Below are 15,016 nucleotides of genomic sequence, written 5' to 3' on the forward strand. Positions count from 1 at the left end.
ACGAGTCGTCGCTAACCGAAAGGGACGATGGATCGGACTCCACCCGAATAGGTTTGCTGCTCGCATTCTGCGCCGCAGCCCGCCCATGCGGACTTTCAAGTGAGCGTCAGGAGGCCGCGAGTTGGTTGATGTGGGCCGTGGCCAACACATGACGGGGCATGCCGCCGCCTGCGGTTCGGATCATCGCGTGACCCAGTTGCAGGCTCGTGGTGACGTAGCGTGGGGCGATTCGCCGCAGCACGGGGTAGAGCGGGCCGAGCACCTTGTACAGCACGACGTACAACGCAGTCTTCGATGTTGTACCGGGCAGAGGGAGGACGAACGCGGGGCGGAACATGTATGCGCGTGGTGACAGTGCCAGCAGAGCGTTCTCCGTCTCGCCCTTGACGCGCGCCCACATCATGCGGGTCGTGCCGGTGCTGTCGGTGCCGACGCCGGAGACGTAGGTGAAGACGAGATCGGGATCGGTGGTCAGCAGTGCCCGGGCGGCGGCCAGGGGGAAGTCGTAGGAGACCCGGCGGTACTGCGTCTCACTCATCTTGAAGGCAGAGGTGCCCAGACAGTAGAAGCAGGCGTCGAACCCGACCAGATCGTTCTGAACGGTGGTGAAGTCGGCGAAGTCATCGTGGGGAAGTTCGCGGAGCTTGAGGTGGGCGCGACCGGTGGGTGTACGGCCTACGGCGAGAACATCGGTGACCTGCTCGTCACGCAGGCAGGCTTCCAGTACTCCTTGCCCGATCATGCCGGTGGCTCCGAAGATGACAATGCGCACAATGGATCCTTTTCCTACGGTCAGCGGTGGTGTCGGCTCGGTTGCTGTGGATGGTTTCGGGCATGGGAACCCGATGCCGGTGAGCCGGCGGGTTGGAGCTCAGGCGTTGATCTCTTCGTAGAACTCGATCCTGAGAGGTGCGGCGAGTAGTTCGCCGAATTGCGCCATGACCTCGCCGCCGGTCTCGGCTCGCCATGCGGCATAGGCCTCTTGGTCGCGTTTGTCGTCCCATTGCTCGATCAGTGCGAATGCGGTGTCGTCGTCGGCGCTGCGCACAACCCGTATGCCGATGCAGCCGGGCCGTGAGCGGGTGGCGGCCAAGGTCTCGCGGTAGAAGTCGACGACATCGTGACTGCGGCCGGGTTTGGCTTGGGCGTGCAGGATGACAGTGAAGGCCATGGGGAACTCCGATTGTTCGGTGAGCTGGATGGATGACCGTCAGGCGCGCTGTGTGCCTGCCCGCCGCAGCTCGAATCGGCGAGAAGTGGGTCCTGTCCAGTCTGACGTCAAGACTTCGGATTGTGAATCATCGAGACGCCGCAATACCTTCGCCAGAGTCCTAGATTGTGTGTATGGATCTCATGTCCGATCTTCTCCGGATCTCCCACGCGCGATGCGTGCTGTCCGGCGGTATCTCCGGATCAGGTGCGTGGGCAGTACGGTCCCCGGCCCCGGGACGGATCAAAATTCTGGGGGTCATCCGCGGGTCCCTGTGGTTTCGGCTCGACTCCGAACCGGCAGACCTGAGGGTCGACGCGGGCGAGGTTCTGGTGGTGGACGGCCGCACGTCTTTCGACATGGGAAGCGATCTGCATGAATCGCCGGTACAGCTGCGGGAGAACGACCCGGTTCATCCGATCGATCGCGACGCCGACCACGTTTGCGTCACCGCGCACATCGAGTTGTTCGACGCCGCCGACGACTTCCTTCGAGACGCAATCCCACCCGTCCTGCATCTACACGGTCGAGCGCGCGAGGCGACGACTGCGGCCTGGGTCCTCGAGGAGCTCTTCGACGAATTCGCCCACGAACGCGCTGGTCGCACGGCTGCCTCGGCTCAGCTGACGCAGTTGCTGTTGGTGCAGGTTCTTCGGGCATGGGTGGCAGCGGCGGATGAGCTGCCATCAGGGTGGGTCCGTGCCGCCGCCGATGACCGGTTGCGTCCGGCATTGCAGCTCATGCACGCCGATGTGGGCAGAGATTGGCATATCTCCGAACTTGCTGCGGCGTGCGCGATGTCGCGGAGCAGCTTCGCCCACCGGTTCACCACGACCGCCGGCGTTCCTCCTCTCACCTATCTGTTCAGGTGGCGAATGCGCTTGGCCGAACGGTCGCTGGACGATGGATCGTCATCGGTAACCGAACTCGCAACGCAGCTCGGTTACCGGTCCGAGAGTGCTTTCAGTGTCGCGTTCAAACGTTGGTCCGGGCTCGCGCCGAGTCGATTCCGGCAACGCGACCCGCGATCGGACCTGTCCTGAGCCGGTCTCGATCCAAATGTCGTTGGCTGACAGGCGAAGCCACGACCTGCGACAGCGAAGGTCGTCGTCATGGCCGCGATCAGTGCCGCCCGGGGCGATGCTCACTCAGGCGAGTTCAACCGGCGCAGGACACCGGAATATGCATGGCACGCCTACACCGTCATCGCACTCGGCTACAGACATGCGATGTCTAGGCGCGCCACGCGGCTCCTCACAGTTCGTCGGCGCCGCGTTCTGTGCGGATACGGCTCGATGCAGAGCCAATGAGTGCGCCGAGATCTGCCCAAATCATCGCGGCTGCTTTGACACTCGCGCCAAAAATCCGAGATTTGCTGCGACGCTAGTAGCTATCCATCGGCATTGGAGTTTCCCGGTGGCTGCAAGTTCCAGCGTGCCATCATCCATTTGCTTCCCGCATTGAGATCCGACCATCTTGACGGCCGGGAGGTGGCCACCCCACCGGCGTCGGCCAACGGTCTTACATCCCGCCTGCGGGCAGTGCCGGCCTCCCTGCGGATGTACCCCGAATGAACGCCGCTGCTCTCCGCCGTTTCCGCTGTGATCGATCTACTTCGGTCGGGCTTGCTAGCCTGTCGGGGTGATCGACACTAATCAGGCTTGGTGGTGGCTGCGCTAGCAGCCCGGTCGACCATGTCCTGCGGGCTGTATCTCAGCCCGCTGATCTCTCGTACGGACCAGACGCGCGGCTGATACAGCCCGCTCCGTTCGTGCAGAGAGGTCTTCTAATGAGCACCAACACCTACGTCTCCAGTGTCGAGCGCAGCAACGTGCTCGCCACGAATATCGCGGCCGATCCGGGCCGGTATCGCACGTTGACCGGGGAAAGGCCTACCGGGCCATTGCATCTCGGGCACCTGTTCGGGACGATCCGAGAGCGCGTGCGACTGCAAGATCTCGGTGTCGAGACGATGATCGTCCTGGCCGACTACCAGGTGATTACGGACCGCGATGCAATCGGGCACGTGCGACGGCACGTGCACGACGCGGCCTTGGACAACATGGCGGCGGGGATCGATCCCGACAGGTCGACGATCTTCACACATTCGGCGGTACCCGCTCTCAATCAACTGGTGCTGCCGTTCCTGAGCTTGGTGACCGAGGCCGAACTTCATCGAAACCCGACAGTGAAAGCCGAACTGGCCGCCAGTGGCCGCGCCCTGGGCGGTCTGTTGCTGACGTATCCGGTGCACCAGGCGGCGGATATCTTGTTCTGCAAGGCCAACGTAGTCCCCGTCGGTAAGGACCAACTCCCTCACATCGAGATGGCGAGGGTCATCGCACGGCGCTTCAACGACCGATACGCCGCGGTGTTCGACGAACCACAAGCACTGCTGACCTCGAGTCCCGACGTTCCAGGCCTCGATGGGCGCAAGATGTCGAAAAGTTTCGGCAACGCGATCACGCTGTCGATGACACCGGACCAGACAGCTCAGGTGGTACGTCGAACGGCCACGGACTCTGAGCGACACATCTCCTATGATCCGCAGACGCGACCGGGAGTGTCAGCACTGCTCAACGTCGCGGGCCTGTGCACGGGCAGGGAACCGGACGCGATAGCTGCTGAAATCGGCTCCGCAGGGGCTGGCGCATTGAAAACCCTTGTGACCGAGGCGGTGAACTCGTACCTTGCAGAACATCGCCGTCGACGGGCAAAGCTCGCCGCCGACCCCGGCTACGTGCAGTCGGTAGTGCGCCAGGGAAACCAGCGCGCCAATGCGATTGCAGAGCAGACCCTGGACGAAGTCCGCACCGTCATGGGTACCTACTACTGAGCGAGGCGCGCCGCTTTCCCCGCACAATCATCTCTGACATCGTCGCCCACCTAGAGGTGATCACTTTCAGCTTCCCGTCGGCGGGCCGAAGCGGCAATCACGCGATCCGCCGCTACTGGAGAGGCTGCCCGACGTCAATTCGATTCCCGTCCGGGTCGCAGAAAACGAAGCCACGAAGTCCGTAGTCGGCGTCGCGCAGACGTTTGACGATGCGCACCTGGTGTTCGACCAGGTGCTCGTAGAGGCCCACTGCGTCTTCGACCATCAGGTGCGCAACGTTGTAGGTTCCAGCTCGGTGTCCGCTCACCAAGGTCAGGTGCAGTTCGGCGGCATCTCGCCGGATGATGACGAATCCGGGCGGGCTGCCGTTGGTGAAGGTCACGGTCATGCCGAGCACGTCGCGATAGAACTCGATCGAGTGCTGTATGTCGGTGACGGGAATCGTGGCTGCGATGCGGCCGAAGCCCACGGTGGTTGCGCTCATTATCGATCTCCTTGCACAGAGTTCGGGCGGCGAGGCGGTGCTCGCATCAACCCTGTCTCTGGGCGCGGTGGCCCCTGCTCGAAGTGTATTCAACGGGAGCACTATTCGCGTCACCGACATCCACGTATTCGATCATCGGGCGTCTCCGCCCACCTTGTGCTCTCGCATTGAGACCCTTCACGTTGTAGGGGTCTGAGGTGCCCGCTTCAGGCGCTCGTCGGCGGTGGTTGAGTGACGGTTCGGCAATCGAAGGCGAACGCGGGCGGTAAGTCCGTGGTCAGCCGAGCCGAGGCGAGCGGTCCGTGAAGATGGCATGTTCGGTTGCTGCTGACCCGATCGCCTGCTAATTTGACTGCACCGGAAGTAAAAGCGCTGGCTGTCAGCCGCGTTCGCACGCCGCTCCATCGAGCCGCCACTTCTCCCTTGACCGGAGAGGTGCCATGAGCCCGAAAAAAGAGCGAGCTACAAACAATACTGACGAGGCGCACGTCCCCTCGCCGCGGCACCGTCCGCACACCTTGAAAGCCGCGGCGGTAGCTCTAGCCGGCCTTTCGGCTGTGTTCCTGTTCGAGATGCTCGACAACTCCATCCTCAACGTTGCTCTTCCCGCCATCGGGCGTGAACTCGACGCGTCGACCACCGCGCTCCAGTGGGTCACCGGTGCCTACGCGGTCGTATTCGGCGGACTGATGCTGCTGTTCAGCGCCATCGCAGAACAATTCGGCCGACGCCGTGTGATGCTGCTCGGACTGACGCTGCTGGCCGTCGCCAGCGCTGCCATCGTCCTCGTCACAACACCCGAGCAACTCGTCGCAGTCCGTGCCGTCATGGGTGTCGCTGCGGCGATGACCACCCCCGGTTCCATGGCGCTGGCTTTCCGACTCTTCGATGAGGAGCCGCTACGCGTGAGGGCGCTCACCCTCATCTCGACGGTCGGCCTGGTGGGACTGGCGGTCGGGCCGACCGTCGGCGGATTCGTTCTGGCCTTCGCACCCTGGCAGGTTTTACTCTTGATGAACGTACCCATCGCGATCCTTGCATTCATCGGAATCCGCATGGGCGTAGCCGAAGACCTCCCCGAGGAGTTGCACCGCGACCCTCTCGACGTTGTGGGGGCACTCCTCGGCACGGCCACCATCGTCCTGGCGCTCGTAGCGCCGACCCTGCTCGTCGAACAGAGCGCAGGTTCGTGGATGCCATGGGCGTCAACTGCCGGTGCCGTGGCAGCGGCAGTCCTCTTCGTCGTCCGCGCACGCACCGCTACGTTCCCGCTCCTGGACCTCGAACTCGTGGCCCTCCCACTCGTGTCCAGCGGCCTCGCTTACAAAGCCGCTTCCGGTCTGGCAATCGCAGGCCTCGGCTACATGGTCACCCTTCAGCTGCAGTTCGCATGGGGCTGGTCGCCGGCTCTCGCATCGATAGGGATGCTCCCTCAGGTCATCGTGTTGCTCTTCAGCGGCCGACTCGTCGCACCATTCCTGCGCAGGGTGGGGATGAACCACGCAGCCTGGATCAGCGCGGCGGCGGTCGTTCTGGGCCTCGCCGTCTTCGCCGGGGGTAGCCGTTTCGGCTATATCTGGATCGCGCTCGCCCTCGTTCTCGTCGCCGTCGGGATGCGCATCGTGGGTGTCGTCGCAGGTACCAATGTCATGACCGGCCTTCCGGAGAATCGCACGACAATCGGTGCCGCCATGGTCGATACGTCGAGCCAGGTCGCCACCGGCATCGGGATCGCTGTCACCGGCACCATCCTTGCGGCGCTCTTCACGGGCAATATCTCGTCCACAACGTGGAGTGCCGACGAAGCGGCCTCGTTCCAAACCGGAGTCACCGTAGCGGGGTTCGCCATCGCCGCGGTAGCCGCAGCGCTCGTGTTGCTCGGCATGATCCGGGCGCGGTCAGATCGCGGCGCCGCCGTCGAAGCTCGAGTGCGACACCCGCTGCACCGATCCCGCCGGCCGATCGAGCAATTCACGAAGTAGGGATGATCCGACGCGACGCATGCAGAAAGGGTCGTCGCACAGAACGCTCCACTCGACGGTTCTGCAGCCGGGATTCCGCGACATAGGGCCCAGAGTGGAGCGAGAGTTGCAGCGCTACGATCCCAGCACCACGTCGAATGCCGGTTTGTGGGTGAAGTCTGCCCGCAGCAGTCCGAAGTTCTGTTCGGAGTCGGCGGGGTCGGTTCCGGAGTCACGCAGCGAGTGGACGAAGACCGGTCCGATGTAGGGCAGGGTCGACGCCTTGTTCAGGCTCGATCCGATAATGGCTGCTTGCGCGTCCTCGGACACGGCCATGGGGCCGTTGCCGGTGGGTGCGCCCAGCTCGGTAATCCAGATCTTCTTGCCCCCGTCACCGTTGGCGGCCATGGTGGCGTAGGCCTGATCCACCTGCGCCCATTGACCGTTGGGGTCGTTCTCGACGGTGAACGGGAACGTATAGGGATGCAGCGCAACGGCATCCATGAATCCGGCTGCACCCGCGGCGTACATCTGCCGCAGGAACGTCACCGGGGCGACGGTCCACGACCCGAAGTCCATGGTGGTGGCCAATCCGGCGCTGAGCACCGTCGCGTCGGCGTCGGCGTTGTGAATTGCAGGGTAGGCAGCACGCAGCAGACCGGTGTAGCGAGCGGCGTCGACAGGTGCGAAGAACGTGGGAATGTTCGGCTCGTTCCACACCTCGTAGCTGTCGACGCGATCGCCCAGATGGGCGGCTGCGGCCCCGGCGAACGCACCGAAGGCGTTGGAGTCGAGGGGAACTGCACCGGGCAGCGGTGACGCGACGCCGCCCTGAGCCCATCCGGGCGTACCGCCGAGGACTGCGAGTACCGAATAGCCCAGCGCTGTTGCAGCATTGATCACGCGATCGGTGTTGCCCCAATCGAACACACCCGGTGCGGCTTCGATTGCCGCCCAGTTGACGACCACTCGTACCCACGAGGCACCTATCTCACGGCCGGCACCGAACTCGTTGTTCAACGTGGCGTCGTCGAGGCCGAGAAAGGCTGCACCGCTGGTGAACCCGAGACCCGCAGGCGGGCCGGCATGGGCGGCGGGAGCCGAGAGCCCGACGGCGACAACAGCGGCCGCGGCAACGGTCAGCACGCGGGAGCGAAAAGTCATGCGGTCATCCTCTGGTCGTTGTCAGCGGCGCGCTGATCAGGGCTTCGACTGTCGTATGGGGGACGCGGTCGTGCCAGCGGGCGGTATTGAGTTCGTAGATGCGTTCGCCCGCCTTGACCGCAGCGGTGCGGTCGAGCAAGTAGTGGCGACACTCGGCGATGAACTGCTCTGTGTCGTCGAACGTGGGGAGCTCGAAGATGGAATCGAGCGACCCGACGGCCGCCGACGTACCGACGACGGGCAGGCCCTTGCTCGCCGCGTCGAGAATCTTGACGCGAACCCCGCCGCCGGTGGCGACCGGCGCGATCAGAGCACGGCACGTGCCGAGGAATTCCTGCAGGTCGTCGACGAAGCCGAGGTCTCGCACACCCGCCGGGTAGACAGGATCCTTGGCACCCGGGGCCTTCGCACCGATGATGCACAGTTCGGCACCCTCGATGCCTGCGGAGATCGCCGGCCAGTAGTCGAGCGCGATCTTGAAGGCCTCCTGGTTCGGTGGCCAGTCACGAGTCCCCATGAACACCAGACGTTTCGCGGTCTCGGACAAGTCGAGCTGCGGCGCGGGTTCGAGGGTGAGATCGATCCACCGAGCATCCCGTACCCCGTGGTCACGGTACATCTGTGCTTCGTCGGCATCGTAGGTTCCGACGGCATCCGCGGCACGGGCGACGCGAATCTCGTCACGCAGGATGCGGGGTGCCTCGACTCGGCCGATCGACCCGCGGGTCACCTTCCACACCTGGGATTCGGTGTTGACGGTGTTGATCGCGAACGGTGATCCGAACTTGGCCGACCGCAGAAACGACTCGGCCATGTAACTGTGTTCGGCCACATACACATCCGACTCGGAAGCGTCGATGGCGTCGCGGAGGGCGTCGATGTCGTAGCGTCCGTGGACAACCGATCGGGTCGGCCGCAGGGACTTCAGCAGCAACCGGGCGTCGACCTTCGGCTTGGGTACGCGGACCACGTCGGCGACGACATCGGTTTCCTTCGACAGGCAGATCGAGCGAACCTCGAACGCCTCCCGCGCGAGTTGCATCATCAACCGCGACAGTGCGATGTCGCCGCCGTGCTCCGTAACGGGGTCCTTGGACAGCAAGAATGTTGCGCGTCTCATTGCCGCACCTCTTCTTTCACCGGATCGAGATACAGGGCGCGCATGAACCAGACGAGCAGAACGGCGTCGGTGATCACCGACGCGATGGCCGCACCGATGGCACCGAGGGGGAACAGACACACCACGAGCAGCATCTTCAGCGGTGCCAATGTCGCGGCAGCCAACACTCGGGTCCGGTCTCGATGCTGGAGGTAGAGCACGGTGGTGAAGACGTGGTTGAGCACGCGCATCACGACGAACAACGACATGACCATCAGTGCACCTGCCACCTGAGGGGAGGCCGGGGTGAAGAGCAGTACGGTGCCCGCCGCCAGCAGCAGCGATCCCGCGGCGCAGCCGAGCATCGTCGTGTGCTTCAACGCCGGACCGGCAGTGACCGATCCGTCTGCTGCACGCAGCTTCTCGTGGAAGGTGTGGCCGAAGGCCTGACCGACGAACGCCACTGCCCAGGCCGTCACCGAGGCGACGGAGTAGTAGCCCGCGATGGTGGAGTCGGTGAGGAAGCCGAGCAGCAACACATCACCCTGGATGTAGACGGCGTTGGCGAGGTTCTCCGAGAACAACATCGACATCTCGCGCCACGAGCCGGGCAGCCGCGGTGCCGCCCCACGAGTTCGCAGCGCGGAGAGTACGGCGATGACGAAATACGGTGCCGCGTACAGCAGGCTGGCCACGACCAATGTCGGCTCGGGGATCACGAACAGGTACGCCGTGGCGAGCGCGATGGACGTGGCCTGACGCGTCGTGTCCATCCGCTGGGTGAGATCGGGGCGGCCGTCGCGTAGGGCTTGGCTCTTGTAGGCGTTCAAGACCAGTTCGCCGCCGCCGATGACGAGCGCGAACCAGGCGATGTAGCTCACCGGAATCAGGCACAACCCGGCCACGATCAGAGCGGTACCGGTGAGAACGCGAGTGGTGCGCTCGCCCAGAAACTCTCGCTCTGCGACGCGTATGGACCGCACGGTGAACGGATGATCCAGCGGCGCTGCGAGTATCGCGGCGAGCGCGAACGCCATCGCGTACTGGCCGTAATCGGAGATGCCAAGCTTGGCGATCAGTGCGATGGTCCACAGCAGACCGATGCCGCGGCCCCCGTACGTCCACAGCGCCGCGACTCCGGCCTTGAGCAGATTGCCGTTCACTTCGACCACACCGCTACGAAGTTCTCGGCCACCAGGTGAGGAGCATTGGCGCTCCGTAGGGTCTCCACTTCGCGGCGCAGCCGGGTCAGGGCCTCGCGGTCGGTGACGAGGCGGGCGGTGGCGTCGGCGATCTCGTCGGTTCCACCGGCCACAACCAATGCGCCACCGTCGGTTTCGGACAGTGCGCCTTCTTCGAGACACACCACCGGAGTTCCGTAGGCCACGGCGCGGCTCACCGATCCCGACGCGGGGAAGGCATCGCCGTAGACGGACCGCTTGCCGTAGGGGACCACCAGGGCACGGATGGAGCCGAAGAACGCATCCTCGTCCGGTCCGTTCACCTCGCCGAGGATCTCGACCCCGTCGACCGGGTCGAGTAGTTCGGTCCCACGACCGGCGATGCGGATGACGATCTCCTTCGGCAGGCGATCCCGAAGCTGTTGCAGCTGATCGAATCCCTTACCCCGGTAGACGAACCCGAACAGCCCGACGGCCAACGGTCGATCCTCGGCGGGAGTCAGGTCGGGGCGTTCGGGGACGAAATGCATGACGGCCTCGGCCGTGACGTCCGGGTAGGCGCGCTCGAGCGAATCGGCCCCGGAGCGAGTGAGTGCGAACAGGGTTCGGCTGCCCACCACGCTGCGTTCGAGGCGACGCCACACCTTCCGGAGTGGATAGTGCAGGCCGTGGTTGAGCACCTTCTTGCTCGCCAGGAACTTGGTGCGGGCCGGCCACCAGACGATGCCGGGCGGATCGTGCACGGTGGCCGTCACCATGGGATTTCCCGTGAGCCGTGCCGTGGCCCAGAACGGCATCACCGAGCCGCCGCTGAACTCGCAGTGCACGATCGTCCGCTCGGGGTCGGCGCCGACGAGCTCTCGAATTGCTCTGCGGTGCCGCAGAATATCGCGCACCGAGTGTGATCCGGGCCCGTCGTGGCGGTACTCGACCACCTCGCCGAAGTGCGGTCGCACGGCCGCGGCGAAGTCGTCGGCATAGTCGCCCACACCGCCGACCCCGGAGCGGGGAGCGATGTAGACGAGTCGGCAATCGCGCAGGATCATCAGTAGAACAGGGGCCGATACTTCGGGCGGTACGCGAGAGCCTTCGGGTCTCGCATGGCCCGCACCTTGGCCGGCACGCCGGCAACGACTTCGAGTTCGCCGACGTCGCCGCGAACCATCGAACAGCCGCCGACAACGGCACCGCGGCCCAGCGTGACTCCGCTCAACAGTGTGCTGCGACTGGCGATCCACACGTAGTCGCCGATGACGCACGGTTCGAGGATCGGTGTGAACTCCGGGGAGTTGTGGTCGTGGTAGCCGCCGATGATGTGCGTGTCACTGGCGATGACGACGTTGCTGCCGATCGTGATGCCGCCTCGGGCGTCGAGCATGCACCGGAACCCGATGGAGCAGGCGTCGCCGATGGTGAGGCCCTCGGGATCGAGGATGGTGGTACCGCGAAAGATCGAGACGTCCTTGCCGATGGTCGCACCGAACGCGCGCAGGAAGTTCTGCCGAATCCAGTGCGACGGAATGTAGGTGACGATCATGTTGAAGCCGAGGGTGCCGACGCGATTGCGTAGCTTCCGCTTGAACGTGATGTCCTGCATCTTGTAGTTCGACACCTCGAAGATCTCGGGCTCGGTGTCCGTCGGACGTTCCACCGCTGTCATGCTGCCATCTCCTCGGTCATGTCGAATTCGACCATTGCACGGACGATTTGGTCGAAGTCCTTGGTCGGTGCCCAGCCCAGCAGAGTTCGGGCCTTGGTGGCGTCGCCCACCATCCTGGCCGAATCGGCGGGTCTGAGCATCTCGGAATCGCTCCGGACGTAGTCGCGCCAATTGTCGATGTTCACGGCCGCGAAGGCCGCGGCCACGAAGTCGGCGACGCTGTGCGCCCGGCCTGTCGCCACGACGAAGTCGTCGCCCTTGCCGTACTCGGCCATCGCCGCCATCGCGTCCACGTAGTCCGGTGCCCAACCCCAGTCGCGGACCGAGGTGAGATTGCCGAGCTCGAGAAAGTCGAGACTGCCGCGGGCGATGGACGCGGCGGCCTTGGTGATCTTGCGGGTGACGAAACTGTCGGGCCGACGGGGTGATTCGTGATTGAACAGAATCGCGTTCGTCGCCTCCAGCCCGCGCGAGCGATAGACCTCTACCATGTTGTGGCTCAGTGCTTTCGACGCGCCGTACGGTGACGTCGGTGCTACCCGCGTGGACTCGTTCTGCAGGCTGACGCCTGATCCGGCGAAGATCTCGGCGCTGGAGGCGTTGATCATCACCACGCGTCTGCCCGACGCCTCCTGCTGGGTGAAGCACGCATCCAGCAGGGCGGCCGCGGAGACTCCGTTGACTCGGGTGGTGAGCACCGGGTCGTTCCAGGATCGCCACACCGACGAGATGCCCGCGAGGTGGAAGACGTAGTCGGGTGCGACGTCGCGGATCAGTGCGCGGGTGACCCCGTGATCGCTCAGTTCGACGTCGTGTCGCGTCACGCCTGCACCGACCGTGTCGGGTGTCGCGCCGGGCTTGGCGACGCCGTGTACCGACCACCCGCGTTCGAGGAGCAACTCCGACAGGTAGCTGCCGTCCTGGCCGCCCACCCCGGTGATCAGTGCGGTGGGGCACTGCCCGGGTTTCACGCGATTGCAGCCGTGTCGGGCGATTGCTCGGCGAGGTCGTTCTGCACCATCATCGCAACCAGTTCGGGGAAGGCAACTTTCGGCTTCCAGCCCAGTACCGCGTGCGCCTTGGCGGAGTCGCCGACCAATAGGTCGACCTCGGCCGGCCGGAAGTAGCGCGGGTCGATCTTGACGTAGGGCTCCCAGTCGACGATGCCCACGGCGGCGAAGGCGTGATCGAGCAGTTCCCGGATCGAGTGGGTCTCGCCGGTGGAGATGACGTAGTCGTCGGCCTCGTCCTGCTGCAGCATCAGATACATGGCTTCGACGTAATCGCCGGCGAAGCCCCAGTCGCGCTTGGCGTCGAGGTTGCCCAGTGAGATCTCGCTCTGCAACCCCAGGGCGATGCGGGCGACGGCCTGCGAGATCTTGCGGGTGACGAATTCCGGCCCACGGCGGGGTGATTCGTGATTGAACAGGATGCCCGAGCTGGCGTGCATGCCGTAGGACTCGCGGTAGTTGATGGTCATGTAGTGGCCGTAGACCTTGGCGACGCCGTACGGAGAGCGCGGCCACAGCAACGTCTCCTCGCGCTGCGGTACCTGCTGCACCTTGCCGAACATTTCACTGCTCGACGCCTGGTAGAACCGCACCTGCTTGCCGGCGACCTGCTCGTACAGCCGCGTCGACTCGAGCATGTTGAGCACTCCGCCGCCGGTGACATCGGTGGTCAGACGGGCGTTCTCCCAGGAGTACGCCACGAACGACACCGCTCCCAGGTTGTAGACCTCGTCGGGGTCGGCCACGGCGAAGGCCCGCATCAGCGCCGAGAGATCGAGCAGGTCGCCGTGCAGGATCTCGACCTGCGGCAGCACCTGCTCGAGCATCGTTGCTTTCGGATTGTTCTGTCCGCGTAGCAGACCGAACACTTTGTAGCCCTTGCTCAGTAGCAGCTCGGCAAGGTAGAGGCCGTCTTGTCCAGTGATTCCGGTGATCAATGCGCGCTTGGTCACGACGCTGCCCTCTCGATGGTTCCCGTGTGGAGCTCGGTTACTGCAGCGTTCAGTTCGGCAGCGAAGGTGTCCTCGCCGAACTGTTCGACGTGTTCCTTGATTTTCGACGGCTCCCAGGTGGTCGCTTCGAGTTCGGTGACGGCCCGTCGGATCGAATCGGGCTGCGGCTCATCGAAGTACACACCGGACACGCCTTCTTCGACGGTGTCGAGAAAGCCGCCCCAGCGCAGCACTGCACTGGGCTTGCCGTGGTAACCCGCTTCGATGGGGGTCAGTCCGTAATCTTCATAGCTGGCGGCGATCAATCCGTTACAGCCCTGGTAGAGCCACGTCATCTGACCGGACGTCAGATCGCTGAGCATGAGGACGTTGTCGGACTTGAGTTTTCGCAGTCTGTCCGCCTCGGGGCCGCGGCCGACGACGATCAGTCTGCGGTCGGTGCCGTCGAACGCGGCCATCACTTTGTCGACGTTCTTGTACGGCAGCAGGCGCGAGATGCACAGGTAGTAGCTGGAACCGTCGAGCCAGGCGGCGGCGTCGGGTATGGGCTCTGCAGGTGCTGTCTCGACGGTGAACGGGGCGGGCACCACGGTGGACGTGATGCCGTAGGCATCGGCGATTCGCTGCTGCACCACGGTGGAGATCGCGAGATAGCGGTCGGCCGTGAACGCGGCCTTGCGGTCCCATCTGCGCAGCGGCCACGAGAGAGTCTTGAGCGCAACACGTTTCGTCGGGCTACGGGATTCGCCCAGATACATATCGGACTCGTAGAGCCACCGCGCGGGGGAGTAGCAGTAGATCAACTTGCGGCCGGAGGTGTGGAATCCGTGCGCCCAGCCGCTGGTGCTGGTGAGCACCACGTCGGCGTCGATCTCGATGGAGCTCGACGCGAAGGGGAGCAGGGGAAGCGCAGCGCGGTGGTTCTTGCGGAGAAACCCGACCCGGTTCAACGTCGAGGGCCGAACGTCCAGCCCGGAGAACTCCGGGAAGGTGGTCGTCGGCTCGAACAACGTTGTGTAGATGGGGGCCTCGGGAAACGCACGAGCCATGGCCAGAACGACCTTTTCCGCCCCGCCGCGTTGTGTCAGGTAATCGTGCGCGATCGCGACACGGACGCCATCGGTGTCGGTCATGCCGAGTCCGCGTGTTCACGTGGCCGAAAAGGTTGCGAATCAGCATTATTGGTCTTCATCTACAAACCCATCGTTGCAAACCGATCTCGAATGGAGCTAGGGCGCGTCAGACGCCGAATGGACACCCGTCGTGCGCCGATGCACGGTGGGCGTCGAATTCAGAGTGTCCCCCGACGAGACTGCGAACGAATGGACACGATCCTGCCACGAAGGGTCATTCGTTCGTTGTCTATGAATATCCGGTTTACGGACAAATAGAAAGCGTTAAGTGAGGTGGTTCACAACGCAAAATAACTCGGCGGCGTAGCGGAAACCGCACCTTCGC

Annotated in this window: 14 protein-coding genes; 3 read left to right on the forward strand and 11 right to left on the reverse strand. The window is 64.2% G+C overall.

From position 1 onward, the window contains the following. Positions 1 to 106: 106 nt before the first annotated feature. Positions 107 to 772 (reverse strand): epimerase, encoded by a 666-nt coding sequence (locus CH278_RS05795; protein ID WP_032392175.1) that lies wholly within the window; start codon positions 770 to 772, stop codon positions 107 to 109. Positions 773 to 871: 99 nt separating this feature from the next. Beyond that, complete coding sequence (locus CH278_RS05800; RefSeq protein WP_032374930.1) at positions 872 to 1,171, reverse strand: putative quinol monooxygenase; 300 nt, start codon at positions 1,169 to 1,171, stop codon at positions 872 to 874. 173 nt (positions 1,172 to 1,344) lie between these two features. On the opposite strand from CH278_RS05800, the gene CH278_RS05805 reads away from it, so the two are divergent. Both CH278_RS05805 and trpS read left to right on the forward strand, forming a co-directional pair. Further along, positions 1,345 to 2,253: an AraC family transcriptional regulator gene (locus CH278_RS05805; protein ID WP_032392177.1), complete on the forward strand. Its 909-nt coding sequence runs from the start codon at positions 1,345 to 1,347 to the stop codon at positions 2,251 to 2,253. 746 nt (positions 2,254 to 2,999) lie between these two features. Beyond that, on the forward strand, positions 3,000 to 4,046 hold the full coding sequence (gene trpS / locus CH278_RS05810; RefSeq protein ID WP_094621399.1) for a tryptophan--tRNA ligase: 1,047 nt from the start codon (positions 3,000 to 3,002) through the stop codon (positions 4,044 to 4,046). 112 nt (positions 4,047 to 4,158) lie between these two features. Here trpS and CH278_RS05815 read toward each other — a convergent pair whose 3' ends face one another. Next, positions 4,159 to 4,530, reverse strand: a complete 372-nt coding sequence (locus CH278_RS05815; protein WP_032374932.1) for a VOC family protein — start codon at positions 4,528 to 4,530, stop codon at positions 4,159 to 4,161. Positions 4,531 to 4,970: 440 nt separating this feature from the next. On the opposite strand from CH278_RS05815, the gene CH278_RS05820 reads away from it, so the two are divergent. Further along, positions 4,971 to 6,512 (forward strand): MFS transporter, encoded by a 1,542-nt coding sequence (locus tag CH278_RS05820; RefSeq protein WP_094621400.1) that lies wholly within the window; start codon positions 4,971 to 4,973, stop codon positions 6,510 to 6,512. Between the two features lie 114 nt (positions 6,513 to 6,626). Here the strand turns inward: CH278_RS05820 and CH278_RS05825 are convergent, their stop codons facing one another. Genes CH278_RS05825 through CH278_RS05860 form a run of 8 tightly spaced genes read right to left on the reverse strand, consistent with a single transcriptional unit; the run spans position 6,627 to position 14,691 of the window. Then, on the reverse strand, positions 6,627 to 7,655 hold the full coding sequence (locus tag CH278_RS05825) for a hypothetical protein (protein ID WP_094621401.1): 1,029 nt from the start codon (positions 7,653 to 7,655) through the stop codon (positions 6,627 to 6,629). A 4-nt stretch (positions 7,656 to 7,659) separates the two neighbouring features. Beyond that, positions 7,660 to 8,775, reverse strand: coding sequence for a glycosyltransferase (locus CH278_RS05830; protein ID WP_094621402.1), 1,116 nt, complete (start codon positions 8,773 to 8,775; stop codon positions 7,660 to 7,662). Beyond that, positions 8,772 to 9,917, reverse strand: coding sequence for a lipopolysaccharide biosynthesis protein (locus tag CH278_RS05835; protein WP_094621676.1), 1,146 nt, complete (start codon positions 9,915 to 9,917; stop codon positions 8,772 to 8,774). Before CH278_RS05835 ends, CH278_RS05830 begins: the two co-directional genes overlap by 4 nt. Further along, positions 9,914 to 10,981, reverse strand: a complete 1,068-nt coding sequence (locus tag CH278_RS05840; protein ID WP_256991766.1) for a glycosyltransferase — start codon at positions 10,979 to 10,981, stop codon at positions 9,914 to 9,916. The genes CH278_RS05835 and CH278_RS05840 overlap by 4 nt, the downstream gene beginning before the upstream one ends. Then, positions 10,981 to 11,595: an acyltransferase gene (locus CH278_RS05845; protein WP_032366996.1), complete on the reverse strand. Its 615-nt coding sequence runs from the start codon at positions 11,593 to 11,595 to the stop codon at positions 10,981 to 10,983. The genes CH278_RS05840 and CH278_RS05845 overlap by 1 nt, the downstream gene beginning before the upstream one ends. Then, entirely contained in the window at positions 11,592 to 12,566 is a 975-nt protein-coding gene (locus tag CH278_RS05850) for a GDP-mannose 4,6-dehydratase (protein WP_032392184.1), read from the reverse strand. Before CH278_RS05850 ends, CH278_RS05845 begins: the two co-directional genes overlap by 4 nt. After that, positions 12,563 to 13,558 (reverse strand): GDP-mannose 4,6-dehydratase, encoded by a 996-nt coding sequence (locus CH278_RS05855; RefSeq protein ID WP_032392185.1) that lies wholly within the window; start codon positions 13,556 to 13,558, stop codon positions 12,563 to 12,565. Before CH278_RS05855 ends, CH278_RS05850 begins: the two co-directional genes overlap by 4 nt. Next, positions 13,555 to 14,691, reverse strand: coding sequence for a glycosyltransferase (locus CH278_RS05860; protein ID WP_032392186.1), 1,137 nt, complete (start codon positions 14,689 to 14,691; stop codon positions 13,555 to 13,557). Before CH278_RS05860 ends, CH278_RS05855 begins: the two co-directional genes overlap by 4 nt. Between the last annotated feature and the right edge of the window lie 325 nt (positions 14,692 to 15,016).

Source organism: Rhodococcus sp. 05-2254-5 (genome assembly GCF_002258575.1).
Lineage (GTDB): Bacteria > Actinomycetota > Actinomycetes > Mycobacteriales > Mycobacteriaceae > Rhodococcoides > Rhodococcoides fascians.